Below are 21,371 nucleotides of genomic sequence, written 5' to 3'. Positions count from 1 at the left end.
ATTGAAATGAATTTTAAAAACTTTGCAAAAAATACAGACTAGGCATACATTATGTCTTAGTCTGTATTTTAATTTATTGCATTATTTTTATATTGGATTAATCCTGTAGTGTACTTGAATTTATGTGATTATCTATAAGTTAGTTTTTAATAAAATTGAATTGTTTTTTTCCAATTATAAGAAAGGGCAATAGCGATGTTCATAATAAGCAATGTGATTACAAATTCTGAAGCCATATATCCTTGTGATAAGTGAACTGTAAATAATGCACCTAACATAATTATAATAAATCCAAGTGCGATATAGTTTGTTAAGATTCCTAAAATCATTAAAATACCGCCTATAAATTCAAATAGTGCTAATAAAATACCTAAAAATGCTGGCATTCCTAAACTTTGCATCATATGCATTGGTTCACCAAAGCCGCTAAATACTTTTTGGCTTCCATGTATAATAAATGTTAATCCTAACATTAATCTAATTAATAACATACCAGTCCTCATTTTATATTTACCTCCTTTTTATAATTTATTATTATATGATAAATTATATAGAAATAGTAGGCTTTTGATTAATGAAAACGATTTTATTTATAAATTTTTATAATAAAAAACACAGGTTATGATGTTTATTGTGACTCAACCTGTGCTAATTTAAGTAATATATTTAATTTGAATTTCTATCAAGGTTACTATGCAATGCTTAGATTTAAATTTATTAAATAATTATTTCCAACCAATAAGTTGTGCGATGATTAATGTGATAATTGAAATGATGCCCCATATTATAAATAAAGGGAAAAAGAAACGAATCCATTTTGTGTAAGAAACGCCGCCTATTGCTAATGCAGCCATGAAATAACCACTAGTTGGATAAAATACATGCGTAAATCCATCTCCCAATTGAAAAGCTAACACGGCAGTTTGTCTTGTAATACCTAACATATCTGCAAGTGGTGCCATAATAGGCATCGTTACGAGTGCCTGGCCACTACCAGAGGAAATAATAAAGTTTATTGCAACTTGTACGGCATACATACCTACTACAGCAACTGTGGGTGTTGCACCGTCTATAGCTGAACCTAAACCGTGAACGATTGTATCCATTATCTTACCATCTTCAAGTACTACTGCGATAGAACGTGCTAATCCAACGATTATAGCACCCATTAAGACATCTTTGAATCCTTCATTGAAAGCTTCGCAGACTTCTTGAGTTGAGAGTCCTGTTACTAATCCGACAATAATTCCCATCAATATGAACAAGCCGGCCATTTCTACCATAAACCAACCTTGAGTTGTAACACCGTAAACTAAAATTATAAAAAATACAAGTACAATAGCAATACCCCATTTTTGTTTTTTAGTTGCTATTATAGGTGCTTGGTTTGTAATTTGTTGATAAAGTGCTCTTTTTTCTTGATCTTCTACATAAACAGAACTTAAAGTTGGATTTTTTTTAATTTTTTGTGCATAGCGCATGATGAAAATTATAGTGAAAATCAACACTATAATAAATAAAACAATACGTAAACCAATACCTGAAAAAACTTCGATTCCAGAAAGTTTTTGTGCTAATCCTGTATTAATTGGATTTAATACGCCGACAGTAAAACCAACAACTGTTCCACATAGTGCAATAGCAGTTGCCGTAATTGAATCATAACCAAGAGCAATAATCAGTGGTATGATGACTGGTATGTAAACAAGTGAGAGTTCAGCTGTTCCAATCAATGTAGCAACGATAGCAAATACTGTAGTAAGAACCGGGATTATAAAAATACTTTGATTGATAAATTGTCTTGCTAATTTATCTACAGCTATTTCTATAATGCCTGTTTTTCTAAGTACCATGAACATGCCACCAATAATTAATGTAAAAAATACAATTTCTCCAGCTTCAATCAGTCCCTTTGGTATTATTGATATAAAATCTACAATGCCAACAGGTGCAGATTTTATATAATGAAATGAATCTGCATCGACCATTTCTCTGCCTTCAGGACCTTTAATACGCTTAAATTCACCAGAAGGTATAAAGTATGTTGCTAGTGTAGCTATAGCCCCAAATATAAATAAAATGACATAAATATGTGGCATTTTAAATTTTTTCGCTTCATTTGGTGAACGTTTCTTATCATTAGTGGAATTAACCAATAAATACACAACCCCTTTGTATATATATATAAAATAAATTTATTGTAGCATGGAATAGAGTAAAATAAATTGTAAATTTCTGAAAATTTAGAATTATTTTTTGTATATATATACAATGTAATATAACAATATTAATTTTAATAAAATGAATATTAGTTTTTTGAGAAATGTAAGTTTCTGTAATTGTTGTAAGTTATAAAAAGAAGATTATTTAAGAGAGGGTGGTCATTTGAAAGTATACTGTATTCACTGAGGCCAATGAATACAGTATTTTTATAACAGTTTTACTGCCAACGTTCTAATTTTTTCATGAATTTTTTAGTATACATCTTATTAAGAATAAATTTTTGGAATTTATTCATGTCAGATTCCTGAAACTTTTTTAAGTTATGTGCATACATTTCATCAAAACTTAAATCTAAAGTCCATTCGCCATTTTGATAACAATGATAACAATATTTTTCTGACAAAGTACCATCTTTTTCTGTTCCTAAAGGTGTTTTATCATCTAAGGGTATACCACAACTTTGGCACAATTTAACTTTAGCCATTTTATCACTCCTTTTGAATTTTAAATTATTTTATTGTTATAAACCATATAAATATAGAAACTATTCAAAGTCAACTATTTATTAGGCTATGGTAAATATAAAAAAGGGTAATAGAAGAATAGTAAAGTTAAGGATTCATTATACTCAATTGAATGGAGTGATTTTATGAATTATATTAAATACTTGAAATCTCAAGATGGTACAAGTATATATACAAAAATTAATGATGTTGAAATAGCAAAAGCAAATATTATAATTGTTCATGGATTGGCGGAGCATTTAGACAGATATGATGTTTTAACAGAATTTTTAAATAGAAATTCATTTAATGTAATTCGTTATGATCAACGAGGTCATGGGAGATCCGGTGGCAAAACTACTTTTTTTAGTCGTATTGACGAAATTGTTGAAGATTTAATAGCAGTTATTGATTTTGTTCAACAAAATTTTCAAGGGAAAGTATATTTAATAGGCCATAGTATGGGCGGATATACCGTTACTTTATTTGGGAGTAAATTTGAAAATAGAGTTGATGGTATCATTACTTCTGGTGCTTTGACGTGGTATAATTTACCGCTTTTTGGTTATCCAAAACGGGATAGAGCATCAGATGTTTATATTGAAAATGAATTAGGAGAAGGTGTTTGTTCAGACGAAACAGTTATTAGAAAATATGAAGAAGATGATTTAAACGCTAAGCAAATTTCAATGGGGTTGATTTATACGTTGTTAGACGGTGTTACGTATTTGAAAGAAAATGCACATAAATTTAAATATCCAATATTAATTTTGCATGGAATGGAAGATGGTTTAGTTAGTTATAAAGATTCAATAGAATTGTTTGAAGAAATAGCATCAAAAGAAAAATCCCTTCATATTTATGAAGGGTTACAACACGAAATATTGAATGAAAGCAGTTATAATCAAAGTATATTTGCTGAAATTGATGCTTGGTTAAATAGTAAGTTATAAGCAATAATTGAAATGTGTAAAGGAGTCTATGAATATGAAAATTAAGACACTGTATAATCGATATGAGGAAAGCTTCGAAGTATTTGACGACCGCGTAAATCAATTTATGCAAGAAATCTTAGCAAAAGAAACTGGAGAAATCATAAGTGTGACTCCATTAGTGACAAACAGTGTTGAAGGCATAGATTATTTTATTAATATTGTATATAAATCATAAGTACAAGTTTTGAAAAGAGTTTATAAATTTTAAAAAAGATGACAATAGTATGTAGCTAAAATTGGCATATTGATCAATCATCAAAATATTGTTTATGATGTAAAGAATTTGAAGATAAAGATAATAGGAGGCGAATGAAAATGAAAATTATAGCAACAAGTATATTTGTTGAAGACCAAAATCACGCAAAAAATTTCTATACTGAAAAATTAGGATTTGAACTCGTACATGATATGGAAATAGGAGGAGGGTTTAGATGGTTAACTGTTAAAGAAGTTAATTCATCAAATCCAGTGGAGATTGTATTAGAGCCTAATGAAAGTCCTATTGCAAAGAATTATCAAGAAGGTTTATTTAATGCTGGTATACCAGTTACTATGTTTGGTGTTGATGATATAGAGGAAGCTCAAAAGAATTTGAAAGCGTCTGGAGTTGAATTTCATACGGATGTAAAAGAAGTAGATCACATAAAAATGGCTATTTTTAATGACACTTGTGGAAATCTGATTCAAATTGTTGAACAGTAAAAGAAAATGAAATGTTAATATGTAAGTAAAATATATTAAGCACACTAAGTTTATTTTTCTAGAATAAGCTTAGTGTGCTTTCATTAGGAGTACATATATGGAGTTTAAAATTGAAAAAACAAAAAATCTTTCCAATATCGAGCTAATTGATATTATGAGAGAAAGAATAAAAGTGTTTGTCGTTGAACAAAATTGTCCATATCAAGAAGTAGACACAGAAGATAATGATGCATTACATGTATTGATTAAAGAAGATAAGTCAATCGTAGCATATACCAGAATTATAGAAAAAGAAGACTATATCAGTTTTGGAAGAGTATTAGTAACGGAAACAAACCGTAATAAAAATTATGGGCGCAAGATCGTTCAAAAAACAATAGAAGTGATTAAAAATCAATATAATACCCGATTAATTAGGATCTCTGGACAATCGCATTTACAAGCTTTTTATGAGTCTTTCGGATTTGAATGTGTGTCTGAAGTATATTTAGAAGATAACATACCACATGTAACCTTAGATTTGAATTTATAAAATATAAAAAACCGCCTAGTATGATTTGCATAATTGATTAGCACTAGGTGGTTGCATTAAATATAGTTTTAAAATAAAAAACATATCATAGAAAAAATAGTAAGACTAAATTGTATATATATTTGATAAAGTAAAAACTTTATCCCCCTTAAATGTAAAAGACGCTGCTTGAGACGTATTATTTGTTCAGATTTATATGATTTAATAAATTGCAATATAATATAAGCAAGCTATTTAGTCATTTTATCAATGTCTTGAGAAACGAGCATTAATAACTCTTGAGTTTCTTCTTGTGTTAAATCATCTGAGCCCTTAATTCTAATTACAGATCCTTTATCTGTCTTAACGTGGTAAATTGGTTCTTCATCTTTATAAACTTTACGTAATATTTCCATTCCATCATCCCTTTTTTTATCGAAATCCTCAAGTATGTGAATAACACAAAGCTAAATGAGGATAGTAATACGAATTGCTTAAAGTATGCATTAAATAAAACAAATGATTAATGCCTCTCTTATAGGATAACTTTTTAGTAAATTGATTTCCAACAGTATGAATTGATTTATTTGTTTTTTTGAATAAAAAAATAAAAGCTTAACAAATTTAATGAAGTTTTAAACTTCTTTCAGATTTAAAAAATAATTATTAGAAGGTTAAATATATAAGTGTTTTTATAGAATGAAAAGGGGTAAATAATAATTAAGCACTAGAAGTCCTCCAAACTTTTGTGTGAATTATATTTTCTAGAAGCCACTTCTTTAAGAGGTTTTTTTGCTTTTGTAATAAGGTAATATTTGGTTAACACAGTACTGGGATTGTTAACAAGTAATATATTTAACAACTAGAGTCAGGACGTTAAAAATAGGTACGATAGACTTATTAATATAATAAAATATAATCTTACATATTATATAGTGTGAAATTACTATGATTTGCAAAATATTTTGAGTAAGTAATGACGGTCGAAGACCAAGGATGAAAAGGTATTCTGAGGTAACTAAGCAAATATATGTGAAGTTACGAAGTATTGTAAAAAATAGCAAGTAAATGAATTTAAAACTCATTTACTTGCTATTTTTCTAGGATTTATATCCCAAGACCTTCTGGTATCCATAAAGTTTATAATGAACTAATAATTATTATAATTAACTTTTAGTAAGTGACTTAAAAAATAAGTAAGTGATAATTACTCAATATTATTTTTTAATTTATCATCCATATTCAATGCTACATCTTCTAATAGTTTCTCTGTTTCTTCAGGCGTTAAATTAGTATGAGATTTAACTTTTATAATAAGACCTAAATCCGTTTGTATATAAAAAATTGGCGTTTCATCTTCATATATTTTTCTTAAAATATGCATAATATCACCTCATTTTACTTTCAAACTTCATACAAAACTTGGCGCAATAAGTGTTCTTTTGTCTAGTGTAAAATTTCATCTTTGTACTATTTTAAAGCATATTAATAAAAAATGATAATCATACGTTCTAACTGTTGGAAATATAAAGTGTGAAATGTAGATAGAATTAAGAGAAAATGGGCTATAAAGAAGTGAAAAATGGGGATAAAGTAATTTAAAAAGTAGTTAAAAAATAAAAAAACAAAGCACATGTAATAACATCATACAAAGCATAGCAATGAAAAATGGATTATATGGTGTTATTACATTTTAACTAAGTGATTTTTGGTTAATATTAATGTAAATAGATATAGTTAACTAAACAGATTATAAAATAAAATTTACAGATTAGTGTTGCTTTCGATTTCATCTTCCTCTAATTCCTCTTCTGATATGAAACTTATAGTGACTGATAATTTAATTAAAAATAGGATTAAACTGATACCAAATATAATAAATAAAAAGCGCTTCATGAAAGTAATCTCCTTTATTTCGTATGCGTTTACATAATTATATCAAAAAGATTGTAGTAGGTGTAATATTTTTGTATGAATATATAATAAATATTAAATGGTGTTTGCTAACGAATGAATTTCGGAATGAGTTTTATATATATGAGTTCTCCTAATAATTCAATTAGTGTTTGTGTAACAATTACGATTGCTGAAATTGCAGCTATTTTATCAGGTAATGCAAAAGTTATTGGTAAAACTACTAGTGCGTTTCTAGTACTAGTGCTAAAAGATAATGTTCGAATAGATGTGGTTTCTAAAGATAATAATTTACCACTAAAATAACCTATTATTGGTGCAATAATTAAATATATTATGTATAAAGGGATAACCATATAGACTAAAGACACATTAGAAATAACGTTGTGAATTTGTGATCCAACAACAGAAAATAAGACCAGTGCCATAAATAATTCAGGTAACCAAGTTGTGGCTTTTAATGTTGTTTTGGCAATTTTTGAGTTTTGGCTCATTGATTGTAAGAAAATGGCCAAAGTAAAAGGTATGATGATATATATTATAAAAGTTTGTATAAATGGTAATAGTTCTATTGTAGGTATATTCATATGTTGTAAAAATAAGGTTAAGTAAACTGGTAGTAAGACAATTTGTAAGAGTAATAATATAGGTGTAACCATTGCCATATATTGTGCATTGCCTTTTCCCATAGCAGTAAAAACAATGACATAATCAATACAAGGAGCTAGCAAAACAAGATAAACTCCAATAAGTATACCTGGATGTGAAATTTGGAAAATATGAACCAAAATATAGACAAATATTGGAATAAATATGAAATTGGATAGAATTAATCCCAGTATAAACTTCATAGAAATTATGGGGCTATTTTTTTGAAAAAAAGGTAGTTGTGAAAACATAATAAACATAAGAAATACCAATAGAACAGAAATTATATTTTCTAAAAAATGAGCTGATTTGGGTATAGTTAAACCAACGATTGTTGCCAATATGAGCGATATTAAGTAAATTGATATTTGATGATGTTCAATAAATTGTTTTTTCTTGTTCATGTAAACCTCCTTGTACGTTATTATCTTATACTATATAAATACACACAACTTTCTATATTAAGAAAATTGTGTGCGGTTAATTATTGTTTTTGTTTATCTTGAACCATAACTTTATTTTCAATTGAATCGTTATTTGAACTATCAATACTTAACAATAATGCTCGAATAATTAAAATACCTGTGAATAGTAAGAATAAATTTTTTAAGATTTTCATTATCATCACACACCTGTCTAAGTTATGGAACGAAAAATAAATTCTAAACAATATATTTTTGTGACTTTAACTAATTAAATAGGACTATCATTTCACTACTGATCGTTAATCGTAATTAATGCGTTTGCTTCATCTACACTAACATGAATTGCAGGACTATTGTTTTCAACAACAGCTTGTTTAACTTCTCCATTAATAATGGTAAATGTGACTTGGCTTAGAATTCCCATTGCATATTCATTGATAGGACTAACCAGTGAAACAGACTGTTCATCTTCTTGAATGACAAACTGCTTTGTACTATTGTTCTTAATTTGCCACTGTGGTAAGTAAGTTAATTTCAAGTAAATGCCTCCTTATCGACATTGATATGGCTTTAATTTTATTATAAACGAAATGATATTGATGTACGAATTTGCAGTCTTATTATTAGTGTTTTATAAGTTTTTAACTATAAAAAACGTTCCAAAGTATTTCATCTCAATATTGAAAAATAACAGAGACAATTACTTTAGAACGTTAATTTAACTTTGCATTAGTGACCAAAGATCAGTACAAATAAAATACCTACAACACCAAAAACAATTAGTATTACAGTCAATCCTAACAATGATTCTTTTGCTTGTTTAGAACCTCGAACTTTATAAGTAATAAGTGAAGCTACACCTGATACTAGGAAAATGATAGAAAGCCATAAAACAATCATGAAATGAAGACTCAAAACGAAAACCTCCTCTATTTATATTTATTTAAGTTTTGAAAGACGATGATAATTAAAATAAAAGCGACTAATAATAGATAATTAATAATTTTTAACAGATTTATCTTATCATTAAATAGGGCGTTACAATAGGGGGATTGTAAAATGTTCACTGTATTATAATATATAGATATGTTGAAAGTATATATGAACAATCAGCTTTATTTTTGTTTATAGAAAACAATCGTGAATTATATAATACGATGTTAAATATTTAATTAAATAAGCAGGATGATATATAATATGATTATAAAATATTATGATAGGAGCATTTATTATGAATGAAGTGAATAAAGTAATCTATATTGTATTGGCATTATTTCTAGGTGGATTCGGAGTTCATAAATTTTATGCTAGAAAAACAGGAATGGGTCTATTATTTTTAGTGTTTTGTTGGACAGGAGTTCCACATGTTCTTGCAATTATAGGAGCAATTATTACAGTGTTCAAGCCGGCAGACCAACATGGTAATGTCTTAGTATAAAAAATGATCACACCGAGAATATATAAATAATTAAAGTAGAGTTCGGAAGATAAATATCCATTCTCAAAATAAGCGAGCTAATTCATTATAGATTAGCTCGCTTTTATATTTAATATCCTATGATTTTGAACGTGTATACTTGCCTAAAATATTGTTCGAACTGGTAGTTTCTCACTCATTTACTGATTATTTTTCTAGGATTTATGTCCTAGGTTCTTAGTGTGATCAACGTCAGTAAAAATTTGATTAATCAAATTTGGATTAACTAAAATCATAAGTAAACTTAATAAAGTTAACAGTTGTTAAAATAATGCTGTCACAAAGGGATTTTAGAACGTTTAATTTATTAATATCTAATTTTTAGCACATAGACAAATATTTTCAATTTGTTATGATTAATAAAAGATTTATACAAAAGTGACAAACAAAATTTAAAGATTGATGAGGTAAAGCATATGACATTCTATGATTTTGTAATTAGTTTTGAAGAAGATAATACGCCATTAGGTTTTTTAGCACACAATATTATTGGAGATAAAAACTTTCCAAAACACGCGACTTGTTACAATGAATTGTATGCATATTTTTATCGTAACTATATCGATCAACAATTGTTAGCTTCTGCAAATCGAGCATTAAGTTTATATAATACTAATGCTAATCTAGCATAATCAATATTTAGTACACTGCATAATACCAATTTTGTTTATATAAAGCATCTTTGATATCAGTTGTTTTGAAATTTATTTCATTATTTCTAATAGAAAATGGTTTAATTATATTTTGTGCCATCCAACTGTTGATAAGTTCTTTAGGCAATCCGTCTAATTCCATATCACTTTTACTTAAAACAAAGCATTCCCAATCAAGTGAAATAGCAGAAGGGTTAATATAATTACATTCACCAAGCGGTTTCATAAATAAACACTCCTTAATAATGTAAATTGTACGTTAAGTTTTACCCATATGCTTACAAATTAAAACTGTTTTTATAATAGAATTATTATTAAAAGTATTTTTCATCCATATCATCAAACAATTATATTTTTATAGATAACACATTATCTTTATTAATTATATTTCCATAGATAACAAAACTAAAACCTGAAACAACTATTTAAAGTTGTTTCAGGTTTTTATATTTAAATTATTTTTTTATTTACCAAGGTATAATACCTAAAATACATGCAACTAGAATCATAAATAAACTAGAACCAATGGCCCATTTAATAACAATTCGTTGGTTTTGTCCATATTCAATATCTAACATACCAACAAGTAAATATCCTGCTGCGTATAATGGACTTAATACATGAAGCGGTTGGCCTAAAACGGATGCTCTTGCCATTGCTACTTTAGAAATACCAAATTGTTGTGCAGATTCTGCAAGTATTGGTAATACGCCATAATAGAATGGATCGTTGGCCATAAAGTATGTAAATGGCCCACTTAAGATTGCAGTGATAAGTGCAAAGTGATTGCCCATCGCATCAGGTATGATATGTACTAAAGCATTTGCCATTTCGTTTACCATTTTTGTACCATTCATGACACCTGTGAAAATACCTGAAGCAAAAACTAGACTGATTACGGCAAGCACATCACCAGCATGTTTTTTAACTACTGAATTTTGAATACTTAAATTTGGATAATTGATTAATAATGCTACGCCAAACCATAACATAAATAGTACTGGAATCGGTAATAAACCGATAATTAAACAGACAATTAATGAAATCGTTAGGATCGCATTTGGAATAATCATTTTTGGTCTTTTTAATAACGATTCTTCTTTAGTATCATTTTTAGTGACTTCATCTAAATCAATGTTTGTGTAAGATGTAATGTATTTTCTAGCACGCTTACCTAAAATATATGCGACAATAAATGCAAAGACAATGCCGGCTACCATCGCTGGTATGATAGGTATAAATACTTCTTCCGTAGTGACTTGTAATGATGAAATTGCTCTCGCGGTTGGTCCACCCCATGGCAACATATTCATTACACCAATAGAAAGTAGTGCTAAAGTAGAAAGTGTGTAGAGACTCATGCCAATTTTTTTATATAATGGCATCATTGCAGTTACCGTAATAATAAATGTTGTAGTACCATCTCCATCTAATGCAACCATGGAAGCAAGTATAACAGTTCCGAATGCAATTTTGACTGGATCCCCTTTAACAACTTTTATTATTTGATTAATCACAGGTTCGAACAAACCGGCATCAATCATAACACCAAAGTATAAAATCGCAAAAGTAAGCATAATACCAGTTGGTGCTACTGTTTCTATACCTTCAAGCATGAACTTGCCTATGCCCGCATAGAACCCACCTATAAGTGCAAAGATTGTCGGAATGACAATTAGAGCAATTAAGGCAGACATTTTACGTGTCATGATTAGAATCATAAAGATTACAATCATGATGAACCCTAAAATAGCTAAATTCATATTTTAATCCCCCTTATTTTTATTATTATAGCGCTTTCAGAATATTTTTAAAATTAAAAATAGTGTAAAAATGAAAAAATTTATTTTGCAAAAGCAAAAAGCCTAACATAATGATATCTTTGAATAAAATAAAAGCATGATAAAGAAAGCGAAATAATAGGGAAGGGGGGTTTTTAGGTATATGAAAAAGACGAATTGAAAAAAATTAAAGTTTTGTCAAAGAAAAATTAGGGTGATGAAAGCAAAATGTTCATAAAAAAGCCTAAATGAATTTTATATAATTCGTTTAGGCTTTTTAAAATCCATATCTCTGGTTTTGGGTATTGATTTTATACTAAGTATGTAACTGATTTAAATCATAAGGAGTCATGCTTTAAAGTAATGAATGCCATAGAGGAAATGATAATAAAATAAAAGAGAAAATACTTACGCACATAGCAAATATATTTGCTATTCGATCCCCGCGTAAACAAGCATATATATTAATTAGTAAAACACCTAATATAAATAATCCGCCAGCAAGAATTGCTATGTTTCCTTCTAAAATTTTATTAACTACTAATAGTGGTGTTGCAAGCGTAATAAGCGATAAAAACAAGGATAATAAGGTTGTTGCATATTTCAACTTGTTCAGTCCTCTCTGATTTTGAAAGATGAATTAAACTATCTACCAAGATATAACTTAAATAAATGTATTATACGTCTTTACTAAAATAATATTTGCTTCCAAATATTATTGCAAGTAATTAAAGGATTATTTATAAAAGTACTGTACTTCACTAATAGTAGATGAGTACTAATACATATTTTCAAACAAGCAGGTTAAAATTTATGTAATAACTAATTATAAAAGACTTTAACTTATGAAGTGATATTCTATAATTAACCTAAATCATTTTCCAAAAAATTATATATTAGCCAATGTTCATCAACGTAACGATCACCATATTTTCTGGCATGATGTTCTAACACAAGTGTTTCAAAGTTTAATTGACTGAAAAAGACCTTTCCGCTTATATTATTTGAGATTAAAGAAGTTAACAATATTTCAATTTCTTTTTCTTTACATATTTGAAATAAGCGTTGCATAAGCAAATTAGCAATTTGATCCCTTTCAGAATGATCTATGCCTTTAGCACATAAATTTTCAATAATTGCTTTGTGTGTTAATCCATAAGACTGATCATGAATTAAAGTGGCTGACCCTACTAATTCATTATTTTCAAAAACGCCGATTACAGTATAATGGTTGTTATGAATATCAAGAATGTATTTGATTAATTGTTGAGAAATACTTTGCTCATTTTGATATTTCCATGCGTATACTTCAAGTTTTTGTTGGACGCCTTGCAATAAAAGCGAATAATACATCGATAAATCTTCAACTGTTAAATAGCGAATATGTCTCATTAAAGGCCCCCTAAATATTTGAAGGAAAAATTATTATTAATATTTTGATAATTTTATTATAATATTAAAGGAAAAAATTTATTTGAGCAATACTATTTTTGATTTTTTATGAAAAGTTAGTAGTAGGTTTTATATGATAATGAAATTAATCTCGATTTATAAATTATATAATAATACTTAATTGAATTAATTTAGAACTTATTTAAATATGAATTACATGATATAATATAGTGGGATACATAATTGGAAGAGGGGGCAAACTTTGTGACTTTGTTTATCACAATTGTTGTTTCACTATTGGTTCTTGTCCTGATTGCTTTTTTAATTTTAATTACTTATTTTATCATTCAAGATAGTGATGAAAGGCAGTAAAATACATATCAAATATAAACGAAAAGACATCATGATTTGAACAGAAAATTAGAATTAAGTTTCTATGAAAAGTCCTTATAATGATTAATTGAATATATTATAAGGGCTTTTTCATGTATTGAGAATGTAACTTCAATCTTTCTACAGTGGAGTAAAAGATAATAACCAAACAGTTATTTATAATATCAAACATTTAGACGTACTATGATTTAAAATTATGTTTAACAAAAAAGGCAATTTCTGTAGTGTTTCAACAGAAATTGCCTTTTAATTTAACTATTAAGATTGATATCTCAATTTAGATATTTACTTACAATTTTTATTTTACAACTTCAACATTTAAGTCAACATCAATGTTGCCACGTGTTGCTTTTGAGTATGGGCAGAAGTCATGAGCATCTTGTAAATATTTTTCAGCTTCCTCTTGAGACAATACGTCTTTAACTTTTGCAGAGATAGATACACTTAATTTTGGGCTTTCTGCATCAGGATCATCTTCTAAACGGACTGTTAAAGTTACTTCGGGTTCTGCACCTCGAACTTTATTTTGTTTTAAAATTAAATCAAACGCACCATTAAAGCATGACGCATAACCAGCTGCAAATAATTGTTCTGGGTTTGTTCCTTTTTCAGCATCAGCTTGAGCTGGAGGAATAACTGCTACGTCAATTGCTTTGTCATCAGTTTGAACGTGTCCATTACGTCCACCTGTATTAGTTGCTTTAGTTTCATATTTTACTGCCATTTAAAATACCTCCTTAAGGTCTTTACTCATATGTCTACCCATTGTATAAAATTTAAATCATTGTAAATCGTTTTCATTTAAAAAATTCTTCTGATAGTTACAGAAAGTTTTTAACAGATTGATTTAAGTAATCGTATTTTATTAAATGGGAAAATTTAACATGTGATAAATATAATTTAATTTTAAATTATGAGAAAGTTAAGTAGATCATATTAAAAATAGTTACTTAAGGTAACTTCATATGATTAAAATGCGTTTTTAACATTGTGTTATTTTCAAATATTGTTATACAATAATTTTAATTATCTTATAAATAAAAGGAGTATAAAGGATGACAAAAGTCGATATTGCAGTGACGATAGCTCCAGAAAAAAATATAACAGATGAAACACTACAACAATTAACTAAATATAGTGATTCATTTGAACTGATCGAACTCAGAATTGATCAATGGTTAGACTATGATGAAAAGTTATTAAAGCAAGCGATTCAATCGATTAAATCAATCAATGTCAATAAGCGATTATTGGTAACTTATCGTACCGAATCACAAGGGGGGTTCGGTCCATTAAATTTTGATAAATATGCAGAATTGCTTTCAGAGATTGTGAAAAATGATGGTGTAGATATGATTGATATTGAATTTGATAAGACTAGAAATAGAGAAGATTTACAACAATTTATTAATGAGGCAAACAATAAGGCTGTAGAAGTTGTGCTTTCGTATCATGATTTTAAACAGACACCGGCTATAGAGGAATTAAAGCATTTGTACTTTAAGATGCATCAGTTATCACCAAGTTATATTAAAGTTGCAGTGATGCCACATGATAAATTGGATGTATTGAAATTATTAGAAGCTGTTTCGGAAACTGCAGATACTGTTTCCGAAAAAGTTATCGGTATATCTATGTCAAAATTAGGTATCGTTTCCCGTACAGCTCAAGGCATATTTGGTGGTACGGTTTCGTATGGTTGTTTAGATACTCCGAAAGCACCAGGACAAATTCATGTTGAGACGTTAAAAAAACAATTAAGTCTTTACGAGTAATTTGAAAATAAATACGTTCTATTTTATAATTGATAATAGTTATCATTAGAGGAAGGGCGATTTAATTATGGAACTGCAAGAAGCTATTTCACAACGTAGAAGTATAAAAGTCTTTAAAAGAGATATGAATATAGATGATGATGCATTATACAGTGCAATAAGAAAGGCTGCAGATGCGCCAAACCATGGACATAGGGAACCATGGAGAGTAATCCATGTTGCTAAAGATAGATTAGGCAATATGAGCAAACAATTAACGCAAATTGCATTTCATGACCAACCGAAAAAACAAAAAGAACATTACCAAGTGGTTACAAATCTTGGTGGTATGTTGATATTGATTTTAAAAGAAGATCCTAATCAATTAGAAGGATTAGAAGATCATTTAGCCTTCGGAGCATATATGCAAAATTTAATGCTATTATTGCATGAGGCTGGAATCGGTACTTGTTGGAAGACGCCACAATATATATTTAATGAGGAAATTCAAGCACTATTTAATATTCAAGAAAATGAAAGATTACTTGGTTTTCTATATTTAACAGATTTAGAAGATGAAATGAATTATAGACCACGACATACAGAGAATATGATTGAAACGTTTTAATGTTATAGAGATTAATAGTTTGATATGGAACTGGAAAATAATAGACCATTTAATGAATATTTTTAATTCATTAAATGGTCTATTTTAAAATGATATTTTCAATTTATAACATCAATTTACATTTGAGTTACATAAAATTGATACTTCTATAATTTACTTGTTAAAAGTGTCTGCTAAGAAGTTTTCAACTTGTTCAGGTGATTTAGCATTTGCTGAATGTAGATGAGCAAGTTTTTCGCCATTTTTGAATACTAATAAACTTGGAATTCCCATAACTTCATTATCAGCAGCAACGTCTTCTAATTCATCTCTATTAACAGTAAACCATTGATAGTCATTATATTTTTCAGTAATAGGATCAATCCACATATCCATAGCTTTACAGTCTGGGCACCAACCTGCTTCAAATTTCACGATAACGGGTTGGTCGCTTTGGATTGTGTCATTAAATTTATCTGTAGTACTAATTGGTTGCATAAATATTTCTCCTTTTTAGATATATTAGTAATACTATTATAGCGAAATTATAATTCTAATAAAAAAAATCAGCTTAATAATTAGAGCGTTTTCTTAATAAATTTGATATATTAGTGATAACTAGATATAGGAGGTACAGAATAATGATAAAATTTTACCAGTATCCTAATTGTACAACATGCAAAAAAGCTGCAAAATTTTTAAAAGATTACGGAGTTAGCTTTGAACCTATTGATATTGTGCAACATACACCTACTAAAAGTGAGTTCAAAGAGATTTTAGTAGGTACAGATATCGAAATTAACAAACTCTTTAATACACATGGCGCAAAGTATAGAGAGTTAAACCTTAAGGATAAATTGAATGACTTAACTGATGACGAAAAATTAGATTTACTTGCGGCGAATGGAATGTTAGTAAAAAGACCTCTTGCTGTTTCAGGCGATAAAGTAACGGTTGGATTTAAAGAAGAAGAGTATAAACAAGTCTGGCTATAATTTATAGAAGTGAGTGGGATTTTGAAAGTACAAGTATTTTATAAAAAATGAAAACGTTTTACAAATATGTTGGAAAAACGGTTCAAGGTGCAATCTTATCCCACTTTATAGTTGCCCTTATACCGTACATATGGCATCATAATTATGTAATAACATTTAGGAGGGGATACTCGTGGCAGTACCAAACGAATTAAAATATTCTAAAGAACATGAATGGGTAAAAATTGAAGGAAATACAGCAGTTATTGGCATTACAGAATATGCTCAAAACGAATTAGGAGACATCGTATTCGTAGAATTACCTGAGGTTGATGATGAAATCAATGAAGGTGATACTTTTGGAAGTGTTGAATCTGTAAAAACTGTTTCTGAATTATATGCACCATTAACTGGTAAAGTACTGAGCTCTAATGAAGAGTTAGAAGATAGCCCTGAGTTTGTAAATGAATCTCCATATGAAAAAGCTTGGATGATTAAAATTGAATTAAGTGATGAAAGCCAATTAGAAGATTTATTATCAGCAGAACAATATTCTGAAATGATTGGTGAATAATAATGATTTAAACTCCTTGATCGCATGTATCTGGGAGTTTTTATTATATATGTAAACAGATTGCAAAGCACAATAGGTAAACATTAATGTTTAAATAAACGTTTATCATATTTAAAATTGATATACAACAATAGGTAACAATGTTTTAAGTAAACTTCTAATATGAGTTAATCAGGAAAAATAAGTGAATGAATAATAAGCTTAAATTAGAAAAGTGTAAATAATGTTTATGATTGTGAACTAATGTGAAGAACTTAATAGAAGAGAATAACTATCAACTTTTTAGAGGTGGATATCATGACGATACTAAACCAAGTAATCATTGTCGAAGGAAAATCCGACAAGAAGAAGGTAAAGCAAGTTATTGATCAACCGATTGAAATTATTTGTACGAATGGTACAATGGGCGTTGATAAATTAGATGCCATGATTGAATCATTATACGGTAAACAAGTTCATATACTTGTTGATTCAGATAAAGAAGGTGAAAAAATCCGTAAATGGTTTAAACGTTATTTAAGTGAAAGTCATCATATTAGAATAGATAAACAATATTGTGAAGTGGCAAGATGTCCAAAACCATATCTTTCTAGAGTATTAGAAAAACATGGATTTCAAGTTAAAGATGAAGAAATTGTAGCGAAGGCACAAATAGATTATATAGCTGAAAGGGTAAGTTTATTAACATGAATGTAACAAAAGAAAGTCGTGTTGATGTACATGAACACGATGATAAAGAAAAAGCATTAATCTTTGGTTATACACCCACTTGTGGGACATGTAAAATATCTGAACGCATGTTAGATATAGCAAACGATATCTTACAATTGCCAATAATAAAAGTAGATTTAAATTTCCATCCTGAATATAGTCAGGAACATGAGATTCAGTCTGTACCAGTCCTATTAGTAATGTCTAAAGGTAAAGAAATAAAGCGTATTTATGCTTTTCAGTCAGTTCCTTATTTGTTAGAAAATTTAAAATAGTCATTGACGAAACTTTAGTGCAATGGTAGGATTATTGATAATTAAATAAATGATACTCTTATCATGAGAGGTGGAGGGATGTGCCCTACGAAGCCCGGCAACCGTCTGTAACAGAAATGGTGCCAATTCACAAAAAGTCATTTTTGACTTTTGGAGATGAGAGAAGCGGCAAATGCTTTCTCTATTCTTCGGTGAACATAGGGAAAGCATTTTTTAATTGATAGAGCAATACAAGGAGGCAACTATGATGATTGAGTTAAATCAAATAGTGAAAAGGTACAAAACTAAGAAACAAGACGTACTTGCAGTAGATCATGTTGATTTAAGCATACAATCAGGCTCAATCTTTGGAGTAGTTGGTTTTTCTGGTGCAGGAAAGAGTACTTTAATTAGGCTCTTGAATAATCTCGAACAGCCTACTTCAGGAGACGTTATTATTGATGGCGATACCATTGGGAATTTATCAAAATCAGAATTGAGAAAAAAACGTCAAAAAGTGAGCATGATATTTCAACATTTTAACTTACTATGGTCAAGGACAGTTTTAAATAATATTACATTTCCACTAGAAATTGCTGGTGTTTCTAAATCAGAAGCGAAGCAACGTGCACTAGAACTTGTGGAATTGGTTGGATTGAAAGGTAGAGAAGATGCTTATCCTTCAGAATTATCTGGTGGTCAAAAGCAACGTGTTGGAATAGCGCGTGCGTTAGCTAACGAACCACATGTTTTATTATGTGATGAAGCGACCAGTGCACTTGATCCACAGACTACAGATGAGATTCTAGATTTATTATTAAAAATCAAAGAACAACGTAATTTAACAATTGTTATTATTACTCATGAAATGCAAGTGATTCGACGCATATGTGATGAGGTTGCAGTAATGGAAAGTGGCCGTGTCATTGAACAAGGTGCGGTAACAAGCGTATTTGAAAATCCTCAACACGCCGTGACAAAACGATTTGTCAAAGATGATTTAAATGATGATTTTGATGAATCAATTACTGATTTAGTACATATTGATGATAAGTCTTATATCGTACGTTTAAACTTCACAGGAAATAATACGACTGAACCATTAATTTCCTATATTACAAAAACACATGATATTGATGTAAATATTTTGGAAGCCAATATTAAACATTCAAAAGATGGTTCTCTAGGTTTCTTAGTATTACATTTACCGGAATTAGATTCAGAAAAGTTTGAAAAGTTTAAAAATGATTTAGAAGCGCAACATGTTTCGTTGGAGGTGTTAAAGCATGGGTAATTCTTTTAGTGACATACTCCAAGAAATGATTACAATGCCAAATGTTCAGTGGAGTGAGGTTTGGATTGCAACATACGAGACATTGTACATGACGATTGTTTCGACAATATTTGCATTTGTTTTTGGATTAATCTTAGGTGTACTACTATTCTTATCTGCTAAAAGTGAATCAAAAGTAGCTAAAGTATTTTATAATATTGTGTCGTTCATTGTTAACTTATTCAGAGCGATACCATTTATCATCTTGATACTATTATTAATTCCGTTTACAAGTTTAGTGTTAGGTACAATTAGTGGTCCAACAGGTGCATTGCCAGCATTAATCATTGGTGCAGCACCGTTCTATGCTAGATTAGTAGAAATTGCATTTAAAGAAATTGATAAAGGTGTAATTGAAGCAGCATGGTCTATGGGAGCAAACACTTGGACTGTAGTGAAAAAAGTGTTGATTCCAGAAGCAATGCCAGCGCTAATATCAGGTATTACAGTTACTGCTATTGCATTAGTCGGTTCAACAGCAATTGCCGGTGTTATTGGTGCAGGCGGTTTGGGTAACTTAGCATATTTGACAGGTTTTACACGAAATCAAAATGATGTCATTTTAGTTTCAACTATTTTAATACTTATTATTGTCTTCATCATCCAATATATTGGTGATTGGGCTACAAATAAGATTGATAAGAGATAAAATTAATAAGGAGACTTAACGATATGAAAAAAATATTTAGTTTAGCTTCGGTTTTAGTTCTTGCACTAGTTTTAGCAGCTTGTGGTAATGGTGGCGGAAAAGATAAGACGATTACAGTCGGCGCATCTCCAGCACCACATGCAGAGATATTAGAAAAGGCTAAACCGTTACTTGAAGACAAAGGTTATAACTTGAAAATAAAAACAATTAATGATTATACAACGCCAAATAAATTGTTAAATAAAGGTGAATTGGATGCTAACTTTTTCCAACATACACCATATTTAAAAACAGATAAAAAGGATAAAGGATACAAAATCGAGTCAGCTGGTAATGTACACCTTGAACCAATGGCTGTATATTCTAAAAAATATAAAAGCTTAAAAGATTTACCAAAAGGTGCCACAGTTTACGTTTCAAACAACCCTGCTGAAGAAGGTAGATTCTTAAAATTCTTCGTAGATGAAGGTTTAATTAAACTTAAAAAAGGTGTGAAACCTGAAGACGCTACTTTCAAAGACATCGCAGAAAATAAAAAAGATATCAAATTTAACAATAAACAGTCAGCAGAATATTTACCTAAAATTTATCAAAACCAAAAAGCTGATGCTGTAATTATTAATTCAAACTTTGCTATCGATCAAAAACTAAGTCCACAAAAAGATTCAATTGTCGTTGAGAAAGCTAAGAATAATCCATATGCTAACTTGATTGCAGTTAAAGACGGACATAAAGATGATAAGAAAATCAAAGCTTTAATGGATGTATTACATTCTAAAGAAATCAAAGATTACATTAATAAAAAATATGATGGTGCCGTAGTACCAGCAAAATAACATCATATGTAGTTACCCCCTCTAACTGTAATAGTCAGAGGGGGTTTTTGAATGTATAAGTA

General features: G+C 29.1%; 31 protein-coding genes and 1 riboswitch. Of the genes, 15 read left to right on the top strand and 16 right to left on the bottom strand.

Features of this window, described 5'->3' with window-relative positions:
- Positions 1–146: 146 nt before the first annotated feature.
- From MHZ36_RS09350 to MHZ36_RS09340, 3 genes are all read right to left on the bottom strand, one after another.
- Positions 147–503, bottom strand: a complete 357-nt coding sequence (locus MHZ36_RS09350; protein WP_239231217.1) for a DoxX family protein — start codon at positions 501–503, stop codon at positions 147–149.
- Positions 504–725: 222 nt separating this feature from the next.
- On the bottom strand, positions 726–2,156 hold the full coding sequence (locus MHZ36_RS09345; RefSeq protein ID WP_343237213.1) for a YfcC family protein: 1,431 nt from the start codon (positions 2,154–2,156) through the stop codon (positions 726–728).
- 284 nt (positions 2,157–2,440) lie between these two features.
- The gene (locus tag MHZ36_RS09340) at positions 2,441–2,707 is read right to left on the bottom strand and encodes a zinc ribbon domain-containing protein (RefSeq protein ID WP_239231216.1); all 267 of its coding nucleotides are present in this window, start codon (positions 2,705–2,707) and stop codon (positions 2,441–2,443) included.
- A gap of 165 nt (positions 2,708–2,872) precedes the next feature.
- Here MHZ36_RS09340 and MHZ36_RS09335 point away from each other — a divergent pair, with 165 nt between their 5' ends.
- From MHZ36_RS09335 to MHZ36_RS09320, 4 genes are all read left to right on the top strand, one after another.
- Positions 2,873–3,679 carry an alpha/beta hydrolase gene (locus MHZ36_RS09335; RefSeq protein ID WP_239231215.1) on the top strand — a complete coding sequence of 269 codons (807 nt, stop codon included), beginning with the start codon at positions 2,873–2,875 and terminating at the stop codon, positions 3,677–3,679.
- A gap of 34 nt (positions 3,680–3,713) precedes the next feature.
- Complete coding sequence (locus tag MHZ36_RS09330) at positions 3,714–3,896, top strand: hypothetical protein (RefSeq protein ID WP_239231214.1); 183 nt, start codon at positions 3,714–3,716, stop codon at positions 3,894–3,896.
- Positions 3,897–4,036: 140 nt separating this feature from the next.
- On the top strand, positions 4,037–4,423 hold the full coding sequence (locus MHZ36_RS09325; protein WP_239231213.1) for a VOC family protein: 387 nt from the start codon (positions 4,037–4,039) through the stop codon (positions 4,421–4,423).
- Between the two features lie 97 nt (positions 4,424–4,520).
- Positions 4,521–4,955, top strand: a complete 435-nt coding sequence (locus MHZ36_RS09320; protein WP_239231212.1) for a GNAT family N-acetyltransferase — start codon at positions 4,521–4,523, stop codon at positions 4,953–4,955.
- Positions 4,956–5,185: 230 nt separating this feature from the next.
- Here MHZ36_RS09320 and vraX read toward each other — a convergent pair whose 3' ends face one another.
- The 7 genes from vraX to tsaT form a co-directional block, all read right to left on the bottom strand.
- Positions 5,186–5,350, bottom strand: coding sequence for a C1q-binding complement inhibitor VraX (gene vraX / locus MHZ36_RS09315; protein ID WP_239231211.1), 165 nt, complete (start codon positions 5,348–5,350; stop codon positions 5,186–5,188).
- Between the two features lie 791 nt (positions 5,351–6,141).
- Positions 6,142–6,318: a hypothetical protein gene (locus MHZ36_RS09310; RefSeq protein ID WP_239231210.1), complete on the bottom strand. Its 177-nt coding sequence runs from the start codon at positions 6,316–6,318 to the stop codon at positions 6,142–6,144.
- A 380-nt stretch (positions 6,319–6,698) separates the two neighbouring features.
- Positions 6,699–6,830: a hypothetical protein gene (locus tag MHZ36_RS14335; RefSeq protein ID WP_275432189.1), complete on the bottom strand. Its 132-nt coding sequence runs from the start codon at positions 6,828–6,830 to the stop codon at positions 6,699–6,701.
- A 107-nt stretch (positions 6,831–6,937) separates the two neighbouring features.
- On the bottom strand, positions 6,938–7,900 hold the full coding sequence (locus tag MHZ36_RS09305; RefSeq protein ID WP_239231209.1) for an arsenic resistance protein: 963 nt from the start codon (positions 7,898–7,900) through the stop codon (positions 6,938–6,940).
- A gap of 80 nt (positions 7,901–7,980) precedes the next feature.
- On the bottom strand, positions 7,981–8,115 hold the full coding sequence (locus MHZ36_RS14330; RefSeq protein ID WP_275432188.1) for a hypothetical protein: 135 nt from the start codon (positions 8,113–8,115) through the stop codon (positions 7,981–7,983).
- A 95-nt stretch (positions 8,116–8,210) separates the two neighbouring features.
- Entirely contained in the window at positions 8,211–8,459 is a 249-nt protein-coding gene (locus tag MHZ36_RS09300; RefSeq protein WP_239231208.1) for a hypothetical protein, read from the bottom strand.
- Between the two features lie 191 nt (positions 8,460–8,650).
- Positions 8,651–8,836: a type II toxin-antitoxin system toxin TsaT gene (tsaT, locus tag MHZ36_RS09295; RefSeq protein WP_239231207.1), complete on the bottom strand. Its 186-nt coding sequence runs from the start codon at positions 8,834–8,836 to the stop codon at positions 8,651–8,653.
- 316 nt (positions 8,837–9,152) lie between these two features.
- Here tsaT and MHZ36_RS09290 point away from each other — a divergent pair, with 316 nt between their 5' ends.
- Entirely contained in the window at positions 9,153–9,359 is a 207-nt protein-coding gene (locus MHZ36_RS09290) for a TM2 domain-containing protein (protein WP_239231206.1), read from the top strand.
- 455 nt (positions 9,360–9,814) lie between these two features.
- The gene (locus MHZ36_RS09285; protein WP_239231205.1) at positions 9,815–10,030 is read left to right on the top strand and encodes a YozE family protein; all 216 of its coding nucleotides are present in this window, start codon (positions 9,815–9,817) and stop codon (positions 10,028–10,030) included.
- A 7-nt stretch (positions 10,031–10,037) separates the two neighbouring features.
- Here the strand turns inward: MHZ36_RS09285 and MHZ36_RS09280 are convergent, their stop codons facing one another.
- From MHZ36_RS09280 to MHZ36_RS09260, 5 genes are all read right to left on the bottom strand, one after another.
- Positions 10,038–10,277, bottom strand: a complete 240-nt coding sequence (locus tag MHZ36_RS09280) for a hypothetical protein (RefSeq protein WP_239231204.1) — start codon at positions 10,275–10,277, stop codon at positions 10,038–10,040.
- A gap of 241 nt (positions 10,278–10,518) precedes the next feature.
- Positions 10,519–11,814 (bottom strand): CitMHS family transporter, encoded by a 1,296-nt coding sequence (locus MHZ36_RS09275; protein WP_239231203.1) that lies wholly within the window; start codon positions 11,812–11,814, stop codon positions 10,519–10,521.
- Between the two features lie 373 nt (positions 11,815–12,187).
- Positions 12,188–12,439, bottom strand: a complete 252-nt coding sequence (locus MHZ36_RS09270) for a hypothetical protein (protein ID WP_239231202.1) — start codon at positions 12,437–12,439, stop codon at positions 12,188–12,190.
- Positions 12,440–12,696: 257 nt separating this feature from the next.
- Positions 12,697–13,224, bottom strand: a complete 528-nt coding sequence (locus tag MHZ36_RS09265) for a GNAT family N-acetyltransferase (RefSeq protein WP_239231201.1) — start codon at positions 13,222–13,224, stop codon at positions 12,697–12,699.
- A 691-nt stretch (positions 13,225–13,915) separates the two neighbouring features.
- Positions 13,916–14,341, bottom strand: a complete 426-nt coding sequence (locus MHZ36_RS09260; protein WP_239231200.1) for an organic hydroperoxide resistance protein — start codon at positions 14,339–14,341, stop codon at positions 13,916–13,918.
- A gap of 331 nt (positions 14,342–14,672) precedes the next feature.
- On the opposite strand from MHZ36_RS09260, the gene aroD reads away from it, so the two are divergent.
- Together aroD and MHZ36_RS09250 are read left to right on the top strand one after the other, a co-directional pair.
- On the top strand, positions 14,673–15,392 hold the full coding sequence (aroD, locus tag MHZ36_RS09255; protein ID WP_239231199.1) for a type I 3-dehydroquinate dehydratase: 720 nt from the start codon (positions 14,673–14,675) through the stop codon (positions 15,390–15,392).
- A 67-nt stretch (positions 15,393–15,459) separates the two neighbouring features.
- Positions 15,460–15,999, top strand: a complete 540-nt coding sequence (locus tag MHZ36_RS09250) for a nitroreductase family protein (RefSeq protein ID WP_239231198.1) — start codon at positions 15,460–15,462, stop codon at positions 15,997–15,999.
- Between the two features lie 153 nt (positions 16,000–16,152).
- Here MHZ36_RS09250 and MHZ36_RS09245 read toward each other — a convergent pair whose 3' ends face one another.
- Positions 16,153–16,476, bottom strand: a complete 324-nt coding sequence (locus tag MHZ36_RS09245) for a thioredoxin family protein (protein ID WP_239231197.1) — start codon at positions 16,474–16,476, stop codon at positions 16,153–16,155.
- Positions 16,477–16,619: 143 nt separating this feature from the next.
- Between MHZ36_RS09245 and MHZ36_RS09240 the strand changes: the two genes are divergently transcribed.
- The 7 genes from MHZ36_RS09240 (at position 16,620) to MHZ36_RS09210 (ending at position 21,309) form a co-directional block, all read left to right on the top strand.
- On the top strand, positions 16,620–16,973 hold the full coding sequence (locus MHZ36_RS09240; RefSeq protein ID WP_239231196.1) for an arsenate reductase family protein: 354 nt from the start codon (positions 16,620–16,622) through the stop codon (positions 16,971–16,973).
- Between the two features lie 172 nt (positions 16,974–17,145).
- Complete coding sequence (gene gcvH, locus MHZ36_RS09235) at positions 17,146–17,526, top strand: glycine cleavage system protein GcvH (RefSeq protein WP_239231195.1); 381 nt, start codon at positions 17,146–17,148, stop codon at positions 17,524–17,526.
- A 297-nt stretch (positions 17,527–17,823) separates the two neighbouring features.
- Complete coding sequence (locus MHZ36_RS09230; protein ID WP_239231194.1) at positions 17,824–18,216, top strand: toprim domain-containing protein; 393 nt, start codon at positions 17,824–17,826, stop codon at positions 18,214–18,216.
- Positions 18,213–18,512: a thioredoxin family protein gene (locus tag MHZ36_RS09225; protein ID WP_239231193.1), complete on the top strand. Its 300-nt coding sequence runs from the start codon at positions 18,213–18,215 to the stop codon at positions 18,510–18,512. The genes MHZ36_RS09230 and MHZ36_RS09225 overlap by 4 nt, the downstream gene beginning before the upstream one ends.
- 55 nt (positions 18,513–18,567) lie before the next feature.
- Positions 18,568–18,675: riboswitch (SAM riboswitch) on the top strand.
- Between the two features lie 84 nt (positions 18,676–18,759).
- Entirely contained in the window at positions 18,760–19,785 is a 1,026-nt protein-coding gene (locus tag MHZ36_RS09220) for a methionine ABC transporter ATP-binding protein (protein WP_239231232.1), read from the top strand.
- Positions 19,778–20,473, top strand: coding sequence for a methionine ABC transporter permease (locus tag MHZ36_RS09215; protein WP_239231192.1), 696 nt, complete (start codon positions 19,778–19,780; stop codon positions 20,471–20,473). The genes MHZ36_RS09220 and MHZ36_RS09215 overlap by 8 nt, the downstream gene beginning before the upstream one ends.
- Positions 20,474–20,496: 23 nt before the next feature.
- Positions 20,497–21,309 carry a MetQ/NlpA family ABC transporter substrate-binding protein gene (locus tag MHZ36_RS09210; protein WP_239231191.1) on the top strand — a complete coding sequence of 271 codons (813 nt, stop codon included), beginning with the start codon at positions 20,497–20,499 and terminating at the stop codon, positions 21,307–21,309.
- Positions 21,310–21,371 lie beyond the last annotated feature (62 nt).

The organism is Staphylococcus sp. ACRSN (assembly GCF_022346615.1).
Classification (GTDB): domain Bacteria; phylum Bacillota; class Bacilli; order Staphylococcales; family Staphylococcaceae; genus Staphylococcus.
Note: the sequence above shows the minus strand (reverse complement) of the source record. Positions and strands in the feature narration are given on the sequence as shown.